This is a genomic window from Jeotgalibacillus sp. S-D1 (genome assembly GCF_004358665.1).
Lineage (GTDB): Bacteria > Bacillota > Bacilli > Bacillales > Jeotgalibacillaceae > Jeotgalibacillus.
The window spans coordinates 56203-75955 of the sequence record NZ_SMZR01000006.1 but is presented as its reverse complement, the minus strand read 5'-3'; the positions used below and the strand labels follow the sequence as shown (position 1 = coordinate 75955).

17 protein-coding genes are annotated in these 19753 nt (G+C 43.3%); 9 read left to right on the top strand and 8 right to left on the bottom strand.

Annotated features, from left to right (window positions below; genetic code table 11):
• Positions 1–323: 323 nt before the first annotated feature.
• On the top strand, positions 324–1457 hold the full coding sequence (locus tag E2R51_RS16020; protein WP_133378101.1) for a M14 family metallopeptidase: 1134 nt from the start codon (positions 324–326) through the stop codon (positions 1455–1457).
• 318 nt (positions 1458–1775) lie between these two features.
• On the opposite strand, the gene E2R51_RS16015 is transcribed toward E2R51_RS16020, so the two are convergent.
• From E2R51_RS16015 to E2R51_RS16005, 3 genes are all read right to left on the bottom strand, one after another.
• Positions 1776–2486 (bottom strand): ABC transporter ATP-binding protein, encoded by a 711-nt coding sequence (locus E2R51_RS16015; protein ID WP_133378235.1) that lies wholly within the window; start codon positions 2484–2486, stop codon positions 1776–1778.
• Positions 2486–4144, bottom strand: a complete 1659-nt coding sequence (locus tag E2R51_RS16010) for an ABC transporter permease (RefSeq protein ID WP_133378100.1) — start codon at positions 4142–4144, stop codon at positions 2486–2488. The genes E2R51_RS16015 and E2R51_RS16010 overlap by 1 nt, the downstream gene beginning before the upstream one ends.
• 103 nt (positions 4145–4247) lie before the next feature.
• Positions 4248–5333: a Fe(3+) ABC transporter substrate-binding protein gene (locus tag E2R51_RS16005; protein ID WP_133378099.1), complete on the bottom strand. Its 1086-nt coding sequence runs from the start codon at positions 5331–5333 to the stop codon at positions 4248–4250.
• Between the two features lie 305 nt (positions 5334–5638).
• Here E2R51_RS16005 and dcuS point away from each other — a divergent pair, with 305 nt between their 5' ends.
• The 5 genes from dcuS to E2R51_RS15980 all read left to right on the top strand — a co-directional run bounded on the left by dcuS (position 5639) and on the right by E2R51_RS15980 (position 11877).
• Entirely contained in the window at positions 5639–7243 is a 1605-nt protein-coding gene (dcuS, locus tag E2R51_RS16000) for a DcuS/MalK family sensor histidine kinase (RefSeq protein WP_133378098.1), read from the top strand.
• Positions 7236–7943, top strand: a complete 708-nt coding sequence (locus E2R51_RS15995) for a response regulator (RefSeq protein ID WP_133378097.1) — start codon at positions 7236–7238, stop codon at positions 7941–7943. Before dcuS ends, E2R51_RS15995 begins: the two co-directional genes overlap by 8 nt.
• A 175-nt stretch (positions 7944–8118) precedes the next feature.
• Positions 8119–9306: an NAD(P)-dependent malic enzyme gene (locus E2R51_RS15990; RefSeq protein WP_205703344.1), complete on the top strand. Its 1188-nt coding sequence runs from the start codon at positions 8119–8121 to the stop codon at positions 9304–9306.
• Entirely contained in the window at positions 9293–10612 is a 1320-nt protein-coding gene (locus E2R51_RS15985) for a 2-hydroxycarboxylate transporter family protein (protein ID WP_133378096.1), read from the top strand. Before E2R51_RS15990 ends, E2R51_RS15985 begins: the two co-directional genes overlap by 14 nt.
• 200 nt (positions 10613–10812) lie before the next feature.
• Positions 10813–11877: a DNA alkylation repair protein gene (locus E2R51_RS15980; protein WP_133378095.1), complete on the top strand. Its 1065-nt coding sequence runs from the start codon at positions 10813–10815 to the stop codon at positions 11875–11877.
• Between the two features lie 113 nt (positions 11878–11990).
• On the opposite strand, the gene E2R51_RS15975 is transcribed toward E2R51_RS15980, so the two are convergent.
• From E2R51_RS15975 to E2R51_RS15960, 4 genes are all read right to left on the bottom strand, one after another.
• Positions 11991–12410, bottom strand: coding sequence for an RDD family protein (locus E2R51_RS15975; RefSeq protein WP_133378094.1), 420 nt, complete (start codon positions 12408–12410; stop codon positions 11991–11993).
• A gap of 143 nt (positions 12411–12553) precedes the next feature.
• On the bottom strand, positions 12554–13168 hold the full coding sequence (locus E2R51_RS15970; RefSeq protein WP_133378093.1) for an HAD family hydrolase: 615 nt from the start codon (positions 13166–13168) through the stop codon (positions 12554–12556).
• A 212-nt stretch (positions 13169–13380) separates the two neighbouring features.
• Positions 13381–14034: an SDR family oxidoreductase gene (locus E2R51_RS15965; protein WP_133378092.1), complete on the bottom strand. Its 654-nt coding sequence runs from the start codon at positions 14032–14034 to the stop codon at positions 13381–13383.
• Positions 14035–14151: 117 nt separating this feature from the next.
• Positions 14152–15369 carry an MFS transporter gene (locus tag E2R51_RS15960; RefSeq protein ID WP_133378091.1) on the bottom strand — a complete coding sequence of 406 codons (1218 nt, stop codon included), beginning with the start codon at positions 15367–15369 and terminating at the stop codon, positions 14152–14154.
• A 123-nt stretch (positions 15370–15492) separates the two neighbouring features.
• Here E2R51_RS15960 and E2R51_RS15955 point away from each other — a divergent pair, with 123 nt between their 5' ends.
• The 3 genes from E2R51_RS15955 (at position 15493) to trhO (ending at position 17924) form a co-directional block, all read left to right on the top strand.
• On the top strand, positions 15493–16362 hold the full coding sequence (locus E2R51_RS15955) for a LysR family transcriptional regulator (protein WP_133378090.1): 870 nt from the start codon (positions 15493–15495) through the stop codon (positions 16360–16362).
• A gap of 228 nt (positions 16363–16590) precedes the next feature.
• On the top strand, positions 16591–16782 hold the full coding sequence (locus tag E2R51_RS15950; RefSeq protein WP_133378089.1) for a hypothetical protein: 192 nt from the start codon (positions 16591–16593) through the stop codon (positions 16780–16782).
• A 185-nt stretch (positions 16783–16967) separates the two neighbouring features.
• Positions 16968–17924: an oxygen-dependent tRNA uridine(34) hydroxylase TrhO gene (gene trhO / locus E2R51_RS15945; protein WP_133378088.1), complete on the top strand. Its 957-nt coding sequence runs from the start codon at positions 16968–16970 to the stop codon at positions 17922–17924.
• A gap of 94 nt (positions 17925–18018) precedes the next feature.
• Here the strand turns inward: trhO and E2R51_RS15940 are convergent, their stop codons facing one another.
• On the bottom strand, positions 18019–19719 hold the full coding sequence (locus tag E2R51_RS15940) for a DUF2207 domain-containing protein (protein ID WP_165967249.1): 1701 nt from the start codon (positions 19717–19719) through the stop codon (positions 18019–18021).
• Positions 19720–19753: the final 34 nt, after the last annotated feature.

Here is a 19753-nt window from a genome sequence, read left to right as displayed (position 1 = left end):
AATGGATTAGAAAAACGTACCCGGGCGATGTTACGTTAATTTCTGCCCATACAAAGTATCGCCTTTCCAATAACAGGCTTTGCATGGGACGTTGCGGAATCTGGCATGAATTTTCTTACTGCCATCTTCATCACCTCCTTATATATTGATAAATTCCGGATATACCCATTGTAGTTCAAGGCAGTGCATCAGGCTAATTTATTTTTTACATCAAATGATTCACCAATCCAACAAACCATACCTCGTCCTTCTCCTTAAATGTTTCATCATTCGTTAAAAGTGGAAAGCATGTGTTAATTAGACTGTATGAGAGGATGCTTGCTATGAAGACGATTGATGAGTATTTTCAAAAGACGTATGAAGAATCGCGCGATGTGTTTCGGAGGAATTTTGACAAAGTTAAGCTTCATTGGCCAAACGCTGAGCTGATCACTCATTCCATTGGCAAGGAAGAAGATAATACGATTGATATGATTTATGCTGAAGGCACTGTTACCAATGAACGTGTGCTGTTTATGACAACAGGAGAGCACGGAATTGAAGGGTTTGCAGGCGCTGCCATGCTGAACGTCTTTACCACAGAGCTTGCGGATCTCCTCGATGAAAAGCGGACCGGCATTTGTTTAATTCATGCACTTAACCCCTGGGGAATGAGGAATTTCAGGCGCGTAACAGAAAACAATGTAGACTTAAACCGCAATTACCTGCTCAAGCCTTCAAGCGTTCCGGAGGATATTAACAAAGAATACGAGAAATTGCTTAAACTGTTCCTCCCGGACGGAAAAATTAAAAGCCTTCTGACAGAAGAGTCTGAGATTCGCAATCATATGTCCCGCGGAGTGGTTTCTGAGGGCTATAACGGGCTAATGGAAGCGAAAGGAATGGGTCAGTTTGAGTTTCCTCAAGGTGTCTATTTTGGCGGCAAGGAAAAAGAACAGTCTGCGCACTTCTTAACATCTATACAGCGCAAGCTCCTCTCCACATTTGACCGGGTCATTCATATGGACTGGCATACCGGGCTTGGGCCAACCAATGAAGTCACTATGGTCATGAGTGAAAATGACGGCCGCAGTGAAAAAGAACTGAAGAAGGAATATGGCTTGAAAAATGTACAGATCTATAGCCCTGAAAAAGTAAAAGGTGATTCTACGAACCATTTTTATGAAGTAAAGAAGCTGGAATTTCCAGAGACCAGACTGTTTTCAGCCCTGTTTGAATTCGGTACATATGGGACAAGCATGTCCGCAACAATCAGGGAGTTTTTAACGATGACACTGGAAAACCGGCTATATTTTGAAGGCGCTGAGCAGGAAGCAGACCGTCAGAAAATTCTTAGTGAATTTCAGGAAATGTTTTATCCGGATGACCATGACTGGCGTTTTGCAGTACTGACGGAAGGCCGCAAAGCAATAAAAGGGGTATTTGAAAGCGAAGGGCTTTATACCATTAAAGGGTGAAGGTAAGGTAAGTTGGAAGTGCAATGCTTGAAATAAAAAAGAGTGCACCTCACGAACAAAATTAATTCGTGAAGTGCACTCTTTTTGTACAGAATTATTTTCAATTTTAATTACACCGTAAAATAGGAAAGTATAGGTTAATTGGAGCGGAAGGCGGGGACTCCTGCGGGATGCAGCGTGACAGGTGAGACACCGAAGAGCTTTAGCTCAAGGTGGCTCACCGCACGCCCCGCGGAAAGCCTCCGCCTGCAGCGGAAATTAACCGGCCCCTTTTGAGAGACTTTACAGTGATCTCATTATGTGCGGCCTCTTCTTATCTTATGAATTCGCCCACATCAACAGGCTTGCACAGCCCAATACTTCTTCAGGCTTGCCAATTTGATTAATGACGCCCTTTTCAATAAAAACGACACGGTCAGCAATGGCTTGGGCATCCGCCTGGTCATGCGTTACAAAAATTGATGTAATACCGGTCTTTTTCAAGATCCCTCTTAGCTCATCCCGGATTTTTATCTGAAGATTAGCATCCAGATTACTAAAAGGTTCATCAAAAACCAACAGTGACGGTGCAGGGGCAAGGGCCCTGGCCAAAGCTACACGCTGTTGCTGGCCGCCGCTTAGTTCATACGGATATCGATCTCTGTATTCCTCCATATTAATCAGCTCAAGCATTTCTTCCATTCTGCGTTGTTTATCACGACGATTCATTTTCTTTAAGCCGAATTTAATATTTTTCTCCACTGTCATATGCGGAAAAAGTGCATAGTCCTGAAATACCATGCCTACCCCTCTTTTTTCCGGGGGAGTAAAATGATGTCCATTGCAAATTAACTCATTATTGATTCTGATTGAACCATTCATTGGGGTTTCCAGTCCGGAAAGCAGGCGCAGGATGGTACTTTTCCCACTGCCGCTTTCACCGAGAATGGTGATAATCTCTCCCTGTTCAATGGTTAATGAAAAATCCTTTAGTACAGGTGCTGAGCTATTTTTGTACTGATATTGTAAGTTTTCAATTTGAACGAACATCATTTTGGCTCCTTCTCTAATAGTTTCTGTGAAGCAAAGATAAAGATGCCGCTGACCAAAATAATGAGAATGGAAGCGAGGGCTGCTTCATGCACCCTTTCATCATTGGCATATTTGTACGCCTGTGTGGCAAGCGTTGCAAAATTAAATGGCTGTAAAAAGAGTGTTAATGGAAGCTCTTTTAACACATCAATAAATACGAGAATAAACCCTCCAAACATAGCAGTTCTCATCATAGGAAGATCAACTTTGAAAAAGGTTGTGATCGTAGAAAACCCTAATGTCCGCGATGCTTCTGTAAATGTGTTTCCCATTTTTTCATAACCAGCATCGATGGCATTATAACCGATTGCCAGAAAACGGATGATATACGCGGATACCAGCATCACCAGACTCGTCCGCAGGATAATGACCGGATCCATCTGAAGCGAGTTATACAGATCAGACAGATAGCCATCCAGTGCAACAAATATCGTGATAATCGATATCGCAATAGCCGCTCCCGGTATTGAATACCCAAGTGTTGTAACGCGCGCAATCATCGTTGTGAGAAAACCTTTATGGAGCCTGGAATAATTGCCTATAATTAATGCGATCACCACAATAATAAAAGAAGTGATGGCAGCAATTAGAACTGATTGATAGATCAGCTGAATAAATTCTGCTGTAAAAACTGATTCAAACGTTAAAAATGCCCAATACAATAGCTGGATAAAGGGAATCAAAAAAGCAATGCTGAAAACAGAGAAGCAAAATCCGAAAATCAGCCATGCCTTTACGCCTTTTACTTTCTTTGGCTGTATCGGGCGGATTTTTGTAGTAGAAGAGCTGAATCGTTTTCTACCGCGGCTTACTTTTTCCAGAATAAGAATAAAAATAACTAAAAACATAAGAGCCCCTGCAAGCTTAAGAGCTGAATCCAGGTCTTTCATGCCATACCAGGTTCTGAAGATTGCTGTACTGAAGGTCTGAATCCCAAAATAATTCACAACTCCATAGTCATTCAGAACCTCCAGGACAACGAGCGTAACACTCCCAAAAATGGCTGCTCTTGAGATAGGCAGAATAACACGAAAAAAGGTTTCGAATGAATTACTGCCCAGCAGGCGCGTGTTTTCAATCAGTGAGGAAGACTGGTTTTGCAAAAATGTTTTTGTGATGGTATAGACATAAGGAAATAAAAAGATAGAAAAAATAAATATGGCGCCCTGGTTATTCATGATCGAAAAGTATTCCTGATTCACTTCGAGCTCAAAGTTATTTCTTAAAATACTCTGGATGACGCCTGTATAATTTAATAATCCGTGATAAGCATAAGCGCCAATATATGGCGGGATTGCGAGCGGCAGGATTAACCCCCATTTAAAAAATCGTCTGAAGGGAAATTCAAACATTGTCACAAACCACGCCAGACTAACCCCGATAACGGTCGTTATGAGAGCGGTAAAACTAATTAAAATAACCGTATTTGTTATATAGTCCTTTAATAGATACTCTTTAATATGCTGCCAATTTTCATTGGACTCTGTAAAAAGGTTCAAGGCAATTAAGAGATTAGGAATAATAATAATAGCGATAAAAATAATGCTGAGAATGGCCCATATATTCAGTTTAGATCTTATTTTTTGAAATACTTTCCCCACGGTACACACCCTCATATAGCATCCTTGCTATTTTCGTTTCAATGAAAGCAATTGATTATCATTATCACTGAAACCTATGTAACCGTACCACATTTCTGCGGTACGGTCTATAAGTGCTTTATTTCCAGCCGGCCTGATCAAACAAGCGAATGGCTTCCTGCTGGTTTTCTCCCAGAACAGACAGGTTAATATCCTGCTCCTTGAACTCTCCCCATGACTCAAGTAAACCTGTAACTTCAACATTCGGGTTTACCGGATATTCATAGTTGGCAGAAGCAAATTGCTCCTGTGATTTTTCATTCGAAAGAAACTCCATTAATTTCTGTGCATTCTCTGCGTTTTTTGCGCTCTTTGTCATCGATATGCCACTGATGTTTACATGCGTTCCGGTTGTTTCCTGATTAGGGAAAAATACGCCCAGTGATTCAGCTACTTTCACTTCCTCCGGGTCTTCGGAATTCAGCATCCCGCCAATGTAATACGTATTCATAACCGCAACATCTGCTTGTCCCGCTGCCACAGCTTTTGCCTGGTCGCGGTCTCCGCCCTGAGGTTCGATTGCCATATTGTTTGTAATCCCCCCAGCCCATGATGCAGCTTCTTCTGAACCATTTAGTTCAATAAATGAAGCGAGCAATGAAATATTATACATATTGCTTGAAGATCGAATGGCAATGCGGTCTTCCCATTCCGGTTCAGTTAACGCTTCATAAGTAGACAGCTCCGACGGATCTACCCGCTCTTTATCGTAAACAATTACACGTGCACGTTTCGTTAATCCAAACCATTCATTATCCACATCGCGGAATTTTTCCGGAATATTTCCATTCAGCACATCGCTTTCAACCGGCTGCAAAAGGCCGCTTTCACTCGCTGCATGAAGGTTGCCGGCATCAGCGGTAATAAATAAATCAGCTTCTGTGCTTTCCCCTTCCTGGTTCAAGCGTTCAATAAGCTCATCCCCGCTTCCTTCCACCACGTTTACTTTAATTCCTGTTTCCTCCGTAAAGGTATCATAAAGTGCCTGGTCTGTTTCGTAATGTCTGCTTGTGTAAAGATTTACTTCTCCAGACTCACCATCTTCACCCGATGCGTTTGAGTCCTCTGAAGAATCTTCTGTATTGCTATTTCCGCAGGCTGCAAGAAAAGCAGACAGCGAAAGGATAAGAATTGCAAATAAAGAAAGCTTTAAAAATTTGCTCATTTTTATGTAATCCTCCTATGTTTATAATACGTGTGCGATTAGTAATCGAGAATGATTATCAAAATCACACCCATTAAAAAGTATATCCTCAGTGAGAATGCGTGTCAATAAGTGTTCAGGCTGTTTTCAAAATAAAGAATTGTTCTCGTTTTTCAAAATATCCTGCCTAACTCCTGTTAATGGACAGCGTTTTCAATTTAATCGTGTACAGGTATAATGTGACGTAGTTCAAAAACCAGTGTCGGCATTTTTGCTGTGCCTTACTATATAAACCGAAATTTATGAAGAGGTTAGAAGGTGAAGACATGAAAAAAAGGCAGATTTCTCTAAGGGCTATTATCATCATGCTGGTAATGGCCGTAGTGGCAGTATCCTTAGCAACAACCGATGTGCTGATCAGCAGGACCATCAGCGAGGACACCAGAGAAGAGCAGGAAGAAAAAGGATTAACACTGGCAAGGCTGGTGGCGCAGCAAGAAGAGGTTCAGAATGGACTGTTAGCCAATGATCCGTCGCTCATTCAGCCCTATGCAGAGCGCGTGCGGAAAACGTCAGGCTTGCTTTTTGTCGTAGTGATGGACATGGAAGGAATTCGTCTTTCTCACCCTGACCCATCATTGATCGGCGAATCTTTTGAAGGAAATGATGAAACAAAAGCACTTGCAGGTGAAGAATACAGCTCCACATCACAAGGTACACTCTCTCCCTCTCTGCGAACTTTCACCCCGGTGTACGATGAAGCAGGAGAACAAATTGGTGTAGTAGCAGTGGGAGATTCCCTGACTGCGATTGAACAGCTAATTGCAGAAAGCCACTGGATTATCCTGTCAAGCTCCGTGCTCGGCATCGCAATCGGCGTAGCAGGAGCTTTTCTAATCGCCTGGTACATTCGGCGGATCCTGCATGGACAGGAACCCGCAGCCATTGCTAAAACGTTTGAGGAGCGCAACCGGATGCTCCAATCCGTTAGGGAAGGAATTATTGCGGTGGATCAGGAAGGAATTATTACACTCGTTAACGATTCAGGACGGCGGTTATTTGCAGAAGCCGGACTCCCAAAGCAGCCTGTTGGCATGAGGGCAGAGGAATTCCTGCCTGGCACAGGCCTCACCCGCATCCTGGCAACGGGTGAAGCAGAACGGGATGAAGAGCTCCACGTTAATCATTTAACATTTCTGATTAACCGTATGCCGCTGACTGTGGAAAAGGAAATTGTCGGCGCTATTTCCACCTTCCGCGATAAAACTGAGGTCAACGCGCTTGCTGAGCAGCTGACTGGAGTCAAGCTGTACAGTGAAGCGCTCAGAGCGCAGTCCCATGAAATGAAAAACAAGCTGCACGTGATACTCGGCCTGCTGCGGACGGAATCCTATCGGGATCTGAAAACATATATTTATCAGTTAACGGAGCATCAATTTGATCAGACGGAACGCTTAACACAAAATATTAAGGACCCCGTCATGGTCGGTTTTTTGATTGGAAAACTGAGCTATGCAAGGGAAAAACAGGTGTCCATCTCAATCACCTGTCCCGATATCATTCCCCCTCCGTCACAAGACGAAATGAAGCACCATTTCATTACAGTGCTCGGCAATTTAATTGATAATGCACTCGACGCAGCAGAAGAAAGCCGTAAAAAAAACGTATCGGTTAAGCTTACTATGGAAAACGAAACTCTTCACATTGAAGTGGCGGATTCAGGTCCGGGGATCCCAAAACAGCTGCTGGGAAAAATATTTGAAAAGGCGTTTTCTACAAAAGGAGATGACCGCGGCTACGGCCTCTACCTCGTTCGAACGGTGGTCCAGGAACTCGGCGGAACCATGACCGTCGATTCGTTTGCCAACAGCGGAACAACCTTTCATATTGAAATTAAGTACGAAGCAAAGGAGACAGACAGCCATGATTAACGTACTGGTTATTGAAGACGATCCGATGGTATCAAAATTAAATCAATCGTACGTCCAGGAAGTGGAAGGATTCCGTTTGACAGGAGCCGCCTTTACGTTCGCTGAAGCAGTGGCATTTCTGGAAGAAAAGAAAGTAGATTTAATTCTGCTGGATATTTATATTGGAGGAAAAAATGGACTCGAGCTCTTAAAGAAGCTCCGTGCCGAACAGAAATGGAATGGGGATGTGATTTTAATTACTGCAGCCTCCGATGTACAGTCCGTTCAGACCGCTATGCGGCACGGGGCCGTTGACTACATCATGAAGCCGTTTGATTTTCCTCGATTTCAGCAGGCCCTCCTCTCCTACAAAGAAAAGCATGTGCTGTTCGAGGAGCATGAGACCCTCGATCAGCAGAAGCTGGATGAGAGCTGGTTCAGCTATCAGGAACAAGCGAAGACCGAGCTTCCAAAAGGACTTTCTACCAATACGCTGCGGCTTATCGTCGAAACCATTCAGGCACTGCCGGATGCTGCCTTCTCTACAGACCAGGTGGCTGAAAAAAGCTGCATTTCCACAGTCTCTGTTCGAAAATATTTAAGATTCCTTTCAGAAACAGGCGTTCTTGGGGAACGGCTGACATACGGTTCTGTAGGACGTCCGCTTCATCTGTACGTGATGAGGAAAGAAAATCTATTGTTGATTGACCATCTGCTTTAAAAGCGCTAAAAAGTTAAATAGGTTTTATGTGTAAGTTATTGTAAAAAAGCAGCCTGCGCTGCTTTTTTTATTTACAAAACTATTTTTTAAGTTTCTAAACCTAGGCTGTTTCTATCTTATCTTCTATCATTGAAAACAACTTAATTGAAAGCGTTTTCTAAGAGGAGGAAATTTCATGGTTGTTATGCAAAACCCAAGCAAAGCAGTTGAACTGCATGAAAGATTAAAGGGCAAGATAAGTATAGAAAGCAAGATTGATATTCAAACGGAACAGGATTTAAGTCTGGTGTACACACCGGGGGTTGCTGATGTATGCCTGGAGATCGCCGATCATCCTGAACGGGTAAATACACTTACGTCCCGAGGCGAAATGATTGCCGTTGTGACGGATGGGACTGCTGTTCTTGGTCTTGGCGACATCGGACCAAAGGCCGCGATGCCTGTTATGGAAGGAAAGTGTATCCTGTTTAAGAAATTCGCTGATTTGAATGCGTTTCCAATCTGTTTAGACGAAAAGGATCCAGAAGCACTTATTCATATCATTAAAGCGCTGGCCCCTTCTTTCGCCGGCATCAATCTTGAGGATATTTCTGCTCCCCGCTGTTTTGAAATTGAGCGCCGCCTGAAAGAAGAGCTTGATATTCCTGTTTTTCACGATGATCAGCATGGAACAGCCATTGTCGTTCTCGCTGCACTGTACAACGCACTTCGCCTGACAAGCCGAACGATTAAGAATACAAAAATTGTGATTAACGGCGCAGGAGCTGCCGGCATCTCCATTGCCAGACTTCTGCTTGAAGCAGGCTTTCAGCATATTACACTCGTTAGTCTGGAGGGCGTTGTCTGCAAAGGGCTGCCATGGCTGAATGAGGCCCAAAAAGATATTGCCGCTTATACAAACCGCAGTTTAAAACAAGGAACACTTGATGATGTTATTAATGGGACAGATGTGTTTATTGGAGTATCCGGACCTAATGCCCTTCGTCCCCTGCAAGTAAAACGCATGGCACCACGGGCCATCGTATTTGGGCTTGCGAACCCTGTTCCTGAAATATACCCGGGTGATGCGAAAAAAGCCGGAGCAGAAGTAGTTGCCACTGGACGCTCCGACTTTCCAAACCAGGTGAACAATCTGCTTGCTTTTCCGGGTATTTTCCGAGGAGCCCTTCAAGCAAAAGCGAACGATATTACAGTGCCCATGAAGCTCGCTGCTGCAAGAGCGATTGCAAATTTAATTACAGAAGATGAGCTTCACCCCGATTATATTATTCCTGGCTCACTAAATAAGCAGGTAGCATTTGCGGTAGCTGATGCGGTAGAACAGACTGCTAAGAAAGGAGATGGCATCCATGCAGACAGCTAAACCGCTTCCGCAACAATCAAAGCTGAAACCGGCACCGCCTCTTGGGACGGAAAAGCGCCGTGTTAGCATCTTCAATATTCCCATTCAATGGTTTGCGCTGATCGCCGTTTTAACGATTGCAGCCATTTATACCGACACCCTTCCAAGCGGAATGATCGGCAGTCTGCTCGTTATGATTGTCATCGGGGAAGCGCTCGGCTGGCTGGGAGACCGGACGCCGATTGTGAAAAGCTATCTTGGCGGAGGAGCGATTGTTGCCATATTCGGATCAGCTTATCTTGTATACAGCGGTCTATTGCCTGAAGGCGTCACAACTTCAGTGGAAAGTTTTATGACAACAGGCGGTTTTCTTGATTTTTATATTGCCGCACTGATTACAGGCAGTATTCTTGGCATGAATTCAAAAGTGCTCGTTCGTGTCGGTGTGCGCTATTTTGCTCCGATCTTTGGTGCGATACTTGGAGCTGTTCTGCTGGCGGCAGGCATTGGAGCAATGATTGGATTTACACTTGAAGAAGCCATACTCGTTATTACCCTGCCAATAATGGGCGGCGGCATGGGGGCTGGGGCTGTTCCAATGGCACAGATTTACTCTGAAGTTCTTGGTCAGCCGGCGAGCTACTATATTTCAATTCTTGTTCCCGCTCTTGCTTTAGGAAATGTATTTGCGATCATTATTGCCGGGCTTTTAAATAAACTCGGTGAAAAAGTTCCTTCTTTATCCGGCAACGGGAAACTGATTGACGGCTTTGAAGAAGAAAAACCATCGAATAAATTTGACCTGCAAAAGCTCGCTGTAGGTCTTTTAGCAGCACTGCTATTCTTTACACTTGGCCATCTACTTGGTGCAGTCCTGCCGATTCATCCGTATGCAATCATGATCATCCTGGTGGCTGCTGCAAAAATCCTGAACCTGCTGCCTGCTGCTATTGTTGAAGGTGCCAGCCAGTGGTATCAATTTGTCGCCAAAGCCTTCACACTCGCCCTGCTATTTGGAATCGGTGTGGCCTATACAGACCTGGGTGCGGTGCTTGGTGCACTGTCACTGCAATATGTAGTCATTGTACTTGCGGTTGTTCTGGGAGCTGTCATTGGGGCTGCCATTATTGGACGCCTTGTGGGCTTCTATCCAATCGAATCCGGAATCACGGCTGGGCTTTGTATGGCCAATATGGGCGGAACCGGCGATGTAGCCGTTCTCTCAGCTGCTAAACGCATGCAGCTCATGCCTTTTGCTCAAATCGCTTCCAGACTGGGCGGAGCCATTATCCTGCTGCTGGCTGGATTACTGATGTCCTTGTTTTAAGCTGGATTGATAGAAAGAAGCGCAGTATTTTCACTGTGCTTCTTTTTTTGTTGATCTTATTAATTTGATTACTCTCGCGTTTAACCCTCTAAAACTTCTTTCCTTTTCCAAATAAGATTATAATGTAGATCAAGCTTGCGAAAATAGGTAAAATCATAGATTTTTATTAGAGGAAATTAGCGCAGAAAGCAGGGATTTACATGTCATTAATTAAGGATGTCTATTCAATTGATTGGATAAATAGGCTCGGTGAACGACTGGGGGATGCAGAATCATTCCAAAAAAACGTATTATCTTCCCAATGGGAACAGCTGTCTTTTAAACAAAGAGTACGTCATATTGCAGTCTCAATGCATCCCTTCCTGTCTCAAGATTTTTATCAGGCAGCAGACTGGCTCGAAGAACATGCAAAAGATTTCGGAGGACTTCCAGGAATTGTTTTTCCCGATTACGTTGAGGTGTATGGACAGGGCCATTGGGATCGTTCATTAAGCGCGCTTAAGAACCTGACAAGTGCCTCGACCTCTGAATTCGCCATTCGCTCATTTTTACTAAAAGATCAGAAAAGCTGCCTGCATACAATGAACCTGTGGGCGGAAAATAACAATGAGCATATAAGACGTCTGGCTTCTGAAGGCGCTCGTCCCAGACTACCTTGGGGACAGGCAATTCCGTCCCTGGTAAAAGATCCAAGTCCCGCTTTTCCAATTCTTTTAAAACTTCTTCGCGACGACTCACTTTATGTTCGAAAAAGTGTAGCAAACCATTTAAATGATGTGTCAAAAACACACCCTGATCTTCTGCTCGAACTCATTCAGGAACAAAAAGGGCAGCATCCTCACACCGACTGGATCCTGCGGCATGCGAGCAGAACATTATTAAAAAAGGGACACCCCGAAGCCCTTGGGCTCTTTGGCTTCGAACAGACAGAGACCGTACATATACATGATTTTCACACTTCTGAGCTTGTGGAGTTTGGAGGGGAATTAATATTTTCGTTTACTTTGGTGACAGAGGAACGTCAAAAGCTGCGGATTGATTTTGCCATTGATTATGTCAAAAAGCGTGGAATTCGAAACAGAAAGGTTTTTAAGCTGAGTGAAGGAGAAATTCCTGCAGGTGAAAGAAGGTACACAAAAACTTTATCGTTTAAAGACCTGACGACAAGAGTCCATTATCCAGGAGTTCATACACTTACATTGCTGGTAAATGGGATTGAAGCAGCATCAGCAGACTTTGAGCTGCAGGAAAAACTCGAGGGTTGATTTGGACGCAGGAATGAATGGGTGGGAGCTGAAGAATTATTGATATTCCGAGATGGTCATCTCTCAACATGCCTCCATCAACGCCTCTCCCCTATTCATCTTTTAAAAAAGTATTAGTTGTTACAGCCGTTTTCTTTGGGTTTTCCGATTTCTTTTACAATTGTATTGGCAAAGCCATCATGAGGGAGAACCGAACCGTCATCTCCTTCAAATCCTTTGCGGTCTTTTAAATAATCAAATGTACTTTTTGTGTCTCTGTACGCCATTCGTTTCAGAATCTGGTTACAGGTCAACTCTGTTCCATCTCCATTCTCAAGTGACAAGCCCATCACTCGATTTCCGATGGTCTGTCCGCTTTGGCGCAGCTGTATGTATTCCAGGCTCCACATCACTGCAGTCGGTGTAATGACAGCATGGACAAATTCACTTTTCACCTTCCTGCGCAGCAGCAGTTCCACTCCAGCTGTTACGATCGTTGAAACCGCAAGATCTATAAAATAGGCTTTGGTTCTCTTTTTCGTTATGGCATTCATTTTTTATCCTCCTTGAGAAATCAATGTCCTGAGGTACTTTACATTTTTCATTTTACTATAAAGATGAATGGAAGACATAGTGGTTAAAAGGCAAATGACGAAAACAACCCCATCTGATCTCAAGACAGATGAGGTTGTTTTCTTTAAACGATCTTTTTCAAATCCGCCAATTTTTCAATGACCCGATCATATTCCTCCACGTCCCCGAATCCATAACTCGCGTAGATAAACGGAATGCCGGCATGACGCGCAGCGTTGCAGTCACCTTGAGTATCACCTACATAAACAGGATCTTCGAGTTGATTTCTCCGGATAATCAGATTGATATTTTCTCCTTTTGAAAGACCTGTTCTGCCGGGATTTTCAAAATCGGAGAAATAGTGATCAAGTTTGTGATAGTGATAGAACGCTTCAATATATCCATCCTGGCAGTTGCTTACGATGAACAGACGATACTTATCTGCCAATACTTTTAACGTTTCTTCCAGCTCGGGATACAGCTGTCCTCCATGCTTTGCTACATATGGGTTCTCAACTGCTATGCATTGGTCCATCATTTTCCTTTGTTCACTCTCGTTTAGATCTGTAAAAAGCACAGCGGCAATCTCGTGCATTTGAAGACCCATCGTTTTCGTAAGATCATCTTTTGTCAGCACTTTATCGTATTGCTGCTCCTTAAGCGCCTGATTCCAGGAAGTCAGAACCGTTTCCCTTGGATCCCACAAGGTGCCATCTAAATCAAAAATAATACTGTCCATTGATCATTCTCCTTTATGCAATCTGATGTATTTATTCTTTACCCTATTTAGGAGCAGAAAAGCATTGAGAAATAGAGCGTATCATTTATTCAAGATTAGAATAGGTAAATATATGAGATGCGGTTAACCGCAATGTAATGAGTGGAACAAAAGAATGTTCTCACGAAAGTTTTGTCGTGAGAACATCCTTGTATGTTATTCTTATACCGTTTCTATACAGATTGTACCGACTCTTGTACGGGCTTGCTTCCGCCTACTACCTGAAATTCTTTGCCTATGGATGACTCTTCCTTCAGGGCAGCGATGATGACACTTGCCACATCTTCTCGCGGAATCTCCCCTCGCTCTACGTTCTCGGCAGCAGCGACTTTTCCGGTTGCCGGGTCGTTTGTCAGTGCACCGGGATGAATGATGGTGTAATCGAGATCAGTTCCCCGCAGCCACACATCTGCATAATGTTTTGCCGCAACATATGGTGAGAAGGAGGAAGGAGCAGATTGAATCGCTTCTCGTGTTGTATCAAATGAACTGATCATCACATATCGTTTGACACCCGCTTTTTTCGCCGCTTCAATCGTTTTAACCGCTCCGTCAAGATCAATCAATATCGTTTTATCACTGCCTGTTTTCGGTCCTGATCCTGCCGTAAATACGATTGCGTCCACTCCATCTGCCGCTTTGGCAATCGCATCAGCATCGTCTTTTTCCAAATCCGCTAGCACAGTTTCTGCACCAAGATCTTCAAAGTAAGATGCCTGCTCCTGTTTACGGATCATCGCTTTTGCTTCAAGTTCATCGGTTTTCTGAATTTGTGATACAAGATGCTTCCCTACTTGACCGTTTGCTCCGATTACCAATACTTTCATTTTCTGCACCCTTTCATACTTATTTTACATGTATGATATACCCCTAAGATAGCTGTTGTCTAAGAATTCGGGTTACTCGATGCGTCGGGTACCGGCTTACTTTATTGTTAGGCCAGCTCAGTGGTCATAGCGGTAGTCCGCTGTACGTTCGGATCTCTGCCCGAGCTGCGAAAGTCCTATGGCACATGCTAAACCAAGCGCCAAAAAGGCGAATACCATGCCGATTACCCCGCCCCATCCGTACATCGCCCAAAAAATTCCTCCAAGTGTGCCGCCAATGCTTGACCCTATGTAATAAAGGAATAAATAAAGTGAGGACGCCTGAGATTTATTTTGAGTGGCGCGGTAGCCAACCCAACTGGTTGCTACGGTCTGAGTGGCAAAGAAGCCGAATGAAAATATCAGCATGGCTAGTACCTTGCTTACTAAATGCACCTCAAGGGAAAGAAGTGTGCCGACAACTAAGATTGCTAGACTTACACCAAGCATTTTTTGCCGTCCATGACGCTCCACAAGCCTGCCCGCCCATACCGAGCTGTACATACCGATAATCATGACAATAAACAGCCAGCTGACAACGCTTTGACTTAATGAGTAAGGCCCTTGAAGCAGGGCATACCCCATATAATTAAAGATTGCAACATTGCTTCCCATTATAATGAACCCTATTCCAAATAAATAAAGCATCCCGGGATCTTTCAGGTGGGCAATTAACGACAGGCCAAGCTTCCCCAAATGCATACTTTTCGGATGAAAATTTCGTGATGCTGGAAGACTTGCCAGAAAGATCATCGTTGAAGCAAAGCCCAACACCCCAATCGCTCCAACTGCGGTCTGCCAGTTGAAAAGATCTGCTATAACACCAGAAAAAACCCGTCCGAACACCCCGCCGATCGCATTTCCGCAAATATATAAGCCCATTGCCGACCCCAAGCTTCCCGGTTCTATTTCTTCTCCTAAATAGGCCATTGCGATTGATGGAAGCCCTGCGAGCGCAACACCAATTAATGCACGACACAATAGCAAAACCTCAAAGGTCGGACTGAATGCAGTCAAAATGCACAGCAAAGAAGCTGCGAACATTGATATCACCATGACCGGCCTCCTTCCCCAGACTTCAGACAATGATCCGAAAAAAAGAAGGCTGATCGCAAGTGTGATCGTGGTGATGGAAATGGATAAGCTTGATGTAGCGGGTGAGACACCAAATTCCTGTGAAAAAACAGGCAATAGTGGCTGTGTGCTGTACAAAATAGCAAATGTATTAAAACCAGCTGCAAAAAAAGCAAGGCTGGTCTTGCGAAAGATTGGTGTTCCTTTCTGAATAAAACTCATCCTCCCACTCCCTACCATGTTCCCGCTGTTATAGATTTTATGGTAGCACCCGCTATCAATAATGTATAATTCATAATTATCATATTTTTAATGCATCTATGTAATGAATTGGAGGTAATCTGGATGGAATGGCATCAATTTGAGTACTTTAAAACACTTGCCCGCATTCAGCATGTAACAAAAGCATCACAGATTCTCTCCATTTCCCAGCCGGCTCTCAGCCGCTCTATTGCACGTTTTGAAGAGGAGATTGGCGTTCCGCTGTTTGAGCGTGAGGGCCGTTCGATTCGCTTAAACCATTATGGAGAAATCATGGTAAAGAGGGTTGAGTCCATGATGAAGGAATTTGAAGCAGGTAAGCAGGAAATTCAAGATCTTCTGATGCCTGATCAGGGGGTAGTGTCGCTTGGTTTTTTACATACACTCAGCACGAATCTTGTCCCCGATCTGATCGCTTCTTTTCGTAACCGCTATCCAAAGGTTCACTTTCAATTGGGACAGGGACCATCCCATACGATCCTTCATCAGCTTCAGTCTGGAGAATACGACCTCTGCCTTACGATGAAGATGGATGCCCCTGTTGAATGGAAACCGCTTTGGAGTGAAGAACTTTTTGCCATTTTGCCTAAAGACCACAGGCTGGCAGCCCAAAAAAACATTACACTGGAAGAAATAGCTGAAGAATCTTTTATTCATTTAAAAAAGGGATATTCCCTTCGTCTGACAGTGGAAAGACTATTTGAAAACGCCGGAATCAGCCCGAAGATTATGTTCGAGGGTGATGAAGCGGATACTGTCGCTGGTCTGGTCGCAGCTGGTCTTGGCGTATCCATTTTGCCAAGTCAGCGGGGCATCGATCAAAGCAAAATCTCGCAGATTAAAATTGAAGGGATTGAAAGCAGAAGAACCCTTGGCCTCGCGTGGATGAGCGAGCGATATCTATCGCCTGCAACTCAGGAGTTTCGAAGATTTGTGGAAGAATATTTTAATTAGCAGTTGTGACTCCTGCTTAAATGCAGCTCACCCCCGCCACACGTAAATCAACAGCCATATCCAACAAAGCGTGATTGTAATAGAGAAAACACTTTTTCCTTCTCCTCCTCAATTAACAAATTTAATAATAGTAAATAGTGGGATAACCGCGATATAATTACCATTATTTATGATAAAATACAATTAATATAATAGTTTGATTACTTGATGGAAACGGAGATGACGGCAATGTCTAAGCAAACAGCAGGGATTTTATTGACCTTAGTGGGCGCACTATCGATGATTATAAATATCTCTTTTTTTAGAAATGCTGAATTTTATGATGTAATACGCGGAGGGTCCTTTGTTCTATTTATGGCAGGGATGTTGATGATTCCAAGTTTTGCGAAATCCAAAGGTAGTAATTCCATGAATGAATAATGATGATGTCTATGGACAAATATATGGATAAGGCCCTTTAACTTGTCCTTTTGAAAAGTTCAGTAATCGATCATATTTCTTGAGATTTTGCTCTTTACTATACTAACCTATATAGAGTAAAGTATAAGACGGTTCAAACCCATCAGGTTATTCCTGCAAAATAAATTGATAGGTGGAAAAAAATAATGAATTATCGAGTTTTATTGTATTATCATTACACAACGATTGAAGATCCCGCTGCTTTTTCTGAAGAGCATTTAGCTTTCTGTAAAGAGCTTGGTCTGAAAGGCCGTATATTAGTTGCGAATGAAGGCATCAACGGAACCTGCTCGGGAACCATTGAGCAAACTGAGGCATATATGGAAGTGATGAAAAACAACCCTTTATTTGAAGGAATTGTTTTCAAAATTGATGAGGCAGCAGAGCATACCTTTAAAAAAATGCATGTCCGCCCTCGACCTGAGCTCGTTCACTTAAGCCTGGAAGACGATATTAACCCAAATGAATTAACAGGGAACTATCTGTCTCCAAAAGAATTTTACGAAGAAATGCAGCGTGAGGACACAATTGTCCTGGACGCTCGTAACACATATGAATATGACGTAGGTCATTTCCGGGGGGCAATTCGCCCCGATGTGGAAACGTTCCGCGATTTGCCAAACTGGGTAAGAGATAACCGTGAATTACTGGATGGAAAACGAGTATTAACTTACTGCACAGGCGGCATTCGCTGCGAAAAATTCTCGGGCTGGTTAGTGCGCGAAGGATTCGAAGATGTCGGCCAGCTGCATGGCGGCATTGCCACATACGGAAAAGATCCGGAAGTCAAAGGACAGCTGTGGGACGGTCAAATGTATGTATTTGACGAGCGTCTGACTGTACCGATCAATCAGGTCGAGCATGTTGTTGTCGGAAAAGATCACTTTGACGGCACCCCTTGCGAACGGTACATCAATTGTGCCAACCCGGAATGCAACAAACAAATTATTACCTCTGAAGCAAACGAAGCCAAACATCTTGGCGGCTGTACCATCGAATGTACAAAACATGAGCGCAATCGCTATATTGTCCGCCATGAGCTTTCTGAAGAAGAAGTAACGAGCCGTATTGAAGCGTTGGAGAATGAGCTTGCTGCTAAATAATCGTTAACCTAAGCATTTATTTGCATATACTGAAAAAGCCTTCACTAGTTAATCCAGTGAAGGCTTTTTTTAGTTTAATGTGGCTGGTGAGCGATTAGAATGCGCCAGACCCTCCGCCTCCTCCACCAACTCCCCCTCCACTTGAAGCAGCAGATCCCGTTGAGGATGTTGCCGAGACGGTTTCATTCGCAGAGTGAAAGCTTGCTCCTGCAGTTACAGAATACAAGGCAATCATGTTTACATCTACAGGAGCAGCCATTGCAGCTGAAGAATTGTAGCCATTTGCATGTTTCATTTCAAATGCATTAACAAAGCGATCATTTTTATCCTTCATTTTTTTATCATTTGTACCGAGTCCATACAAATACGATCGCATTTTTTCATCTTCAGTCCAGCTGTCCCATTCATTTGTTGAAATATCATCGTACTGCTTATTGAACCGATTCCATTCAACGGAGATCAGCTGTCCTTTTGCTGTTAATGGTGAATAGGCAATGGCATAAGTGATTAAACTTCCCGCTAATAAGACTGAAAAGAATAAATGTGGAAGCAAATCAAATAGTGGAAACAGGACAAACAACGGAATCAGTAACAGAAATGATAACCCAACTGTTACACGATGTTTCGTTTTATCCTGATATAATTCATTTTCTTTCACTTCTTGTTTAATTGCTGTTTGCCACTGAGATTCATATTTGCGGTAGGTTTCATGGTTCTTTTCGTTTTCAGTGTACGCTTGCAGCACTTCCAGTTGAAGTTCACTGCCCTCACCGATTTCATCAAATAACCACTCAACCAACTCTTCTTCATGTCTTTTTAGACCTTGCCGTTGAACCACTTTGTAAATTTGATCATCAACTTGTATGACATTCCCCTTTCGAACCAAGTCCAGTAAAGAAGCAGCAATGGCTTCTTTTGGCATGAAGGTTTTTAGAAAGGATATCGTTCCGGGCAACGTCATTCTTTCAGGAGGGATTCGCCGATCATCAGTAATTTCCCGTAGAGCACTTTCCCGTAATTGTTTTGCCTTCATCAAGCCCCGCATGATCAACCCTGCTATTACTAGCGAAAATAAAACTAAGATCGCTGTTCCAATGGTGGAAATCAAATCACGGCGTTCGTTAAATAAAATTCCTTCATCAATTCCATTTTGCTGTTCTGCAAGTAAATCTTCTCGTAATTCACTCGATTCAGTTGGTGCCATCGAGAAAAGCTCACCATCCCACGCTGCCCGGATGTCACCATTCTTTCCATCCGGCACCCTCCCAAATTCAAACACCACCGAGCCGTCCTGACGAATTTCCTCCTTGCCAAATGCCTCATCATATCCAAACGCAATCACGTCGTCTGTTTCTTTGGGAGGAAATAAAGAAATCGTTAGGTTTTCATACGTTGATTCATTTGAACGATCAAAAAACGGCCAATAAAATTGAACCAGGTCCTCATAGACTTCCAGCCCATCCTTAATTGTATAGGTGAGTTCTACCTCAATCGTTTCGTCTTCACCAGAACGATAAATACGATACAAATCATTTTCTTGTTTCACTTTTAAAGATTGATTGCCTTCAGTTGCTTCTACATTCTGAATAGCTGCATTTGATTTTGGTCTTAATTCTCTTGTTATTCCATTAAACTCATCTTCGAATGTGTAAACATGTGTTTCAACGACATTCACATCTCCATTTTCAGTTACATAAGCATCAATCACTGTTTTATCGATTTCATACTCCACCGCAAAGGCTTGATCAGGAAAAAACAAAAATAGACCTACTGCCACGATAAAAAATATCTTCATTTTATGCATCCGTCTCACCCGCTTTCTTATGTAC

Bases quoted from the DNA above. Each gene is read 5' to 3' on its own strand.
- E2R51_RS15970 (WP_133378093.1), bottom strand. From the start codon at position 13,168: ATGGACAGTATTATTTTTGATTTAGATGGCACCTTGTGGGATCCAAGG.
- E2R51_RS15990 (WP_205703344.1), top strand. From the start codon at position 8,119: ATGGTTGTTATGCAAAACCCAAGCAAAGCAGTTGAACTGCATGAAAGA.
- E2R51_RS15995 (WP_133378097.1), top strand. From the start codon at position 7,236: ATGATTAACGTACTGGTTATTGAAGACGATCCGATGGTATCAAAATTA.
- E2R51_RS16020 (WP_133378101.1), top strand. From the start codon at position 324: ATGAAGACGATTGATGAGTATTTTCAAAAGACGTATGAAGAATCGCGC.
- E2R51_RS15965 (WP_133378092.1), bottom strand. From the start codon at position 14,034: ATGAAAGTATTGGTAATCGGAGCAAACGGTCAAGTAGGGAAGCATCTT.
- E2R51_RS15975 (WP_133378094.1), bottom strand. From the start codon at position 12,410: ATGAATGCCATAACGAAAAAGAGAACCAAAGCCTATTTTATAGATCTT.
- E2R51_RS15960 (WP_133378091.1), bottom strand. From the start codon at position 15,369: ATGAGTTTTATTCAGAAAGGAACACCAATCTTTCGCAAGACCAGCCTT.
- E2R51_RS15955 (WP_133378090.1), top strand. From the start codon at position 15,493: ATGGAATGGCATCAATTTGAGTACTTTAAAACACTTGCCCGCATTCAG.
- E2R51_RS16010 (WP_133378100.1), bottom strand. From the start codon at position 4,144: ATGAGGGTGTGTACCGTGGGGAAAGTATTTCAAAAAATAAGATCTAAA.
- E2R51_RS16015 (WP_133378235.1), bottom strand. From the start codon at position 2,486: ATGTTCGTTCAAATTGAAAACTTACAATATCAGTACAAAAATAGCTCA.
- E2R51_RS15980 (WP_133378095.1), top strand. From the start codon at position 10,813: ATGTCATTAATTAAGGATGTCTATTCAATTGATTGGATAAATAGGCTC.
- E2R51_RS16005 (WP_133378099.1), bottom strand. From the start codon at position 5,333: ATGAGCAAATTTTTAAAGCTTTCTTTATTTGCAATTCTTATCCTTTCG.
- E2R51_RS15950 (WP_133378089.1), top strand. From the start codon at position 16,591: ATGTCTAAGCAAACAGCAGGGATTTTATTGACCTTAGTGGGCGCACTA.
- trhO (WP_133378088.1), top strand. From the start codon at position 16,968: ATGAATTATCGAGTTTTATTGTATTATCATTACACAACGATTGAAGAT.
- E2R51_RS15985 (WP_133378096.1), top strand. From the start codon at position 9,293: ATGCAGACAGCTAAACCGCTTCCGCAACAATCAAAGCTGAAACCGGCA.
- dcuS (WP_133378098.1), top strand. From the start codon at position 5,639: ATGAAAAAAAGGCAGATTTCTCTAAGGGCTATTATCATCATGCTGGTA.
- E2R51_RS15940 (WP_165967249.1), bottom strand. From the start codon at position 19,719: ATGAAGATATTTTTTATCGTGGCAGTAGGTCTATTTTTGTTTTTTCCT.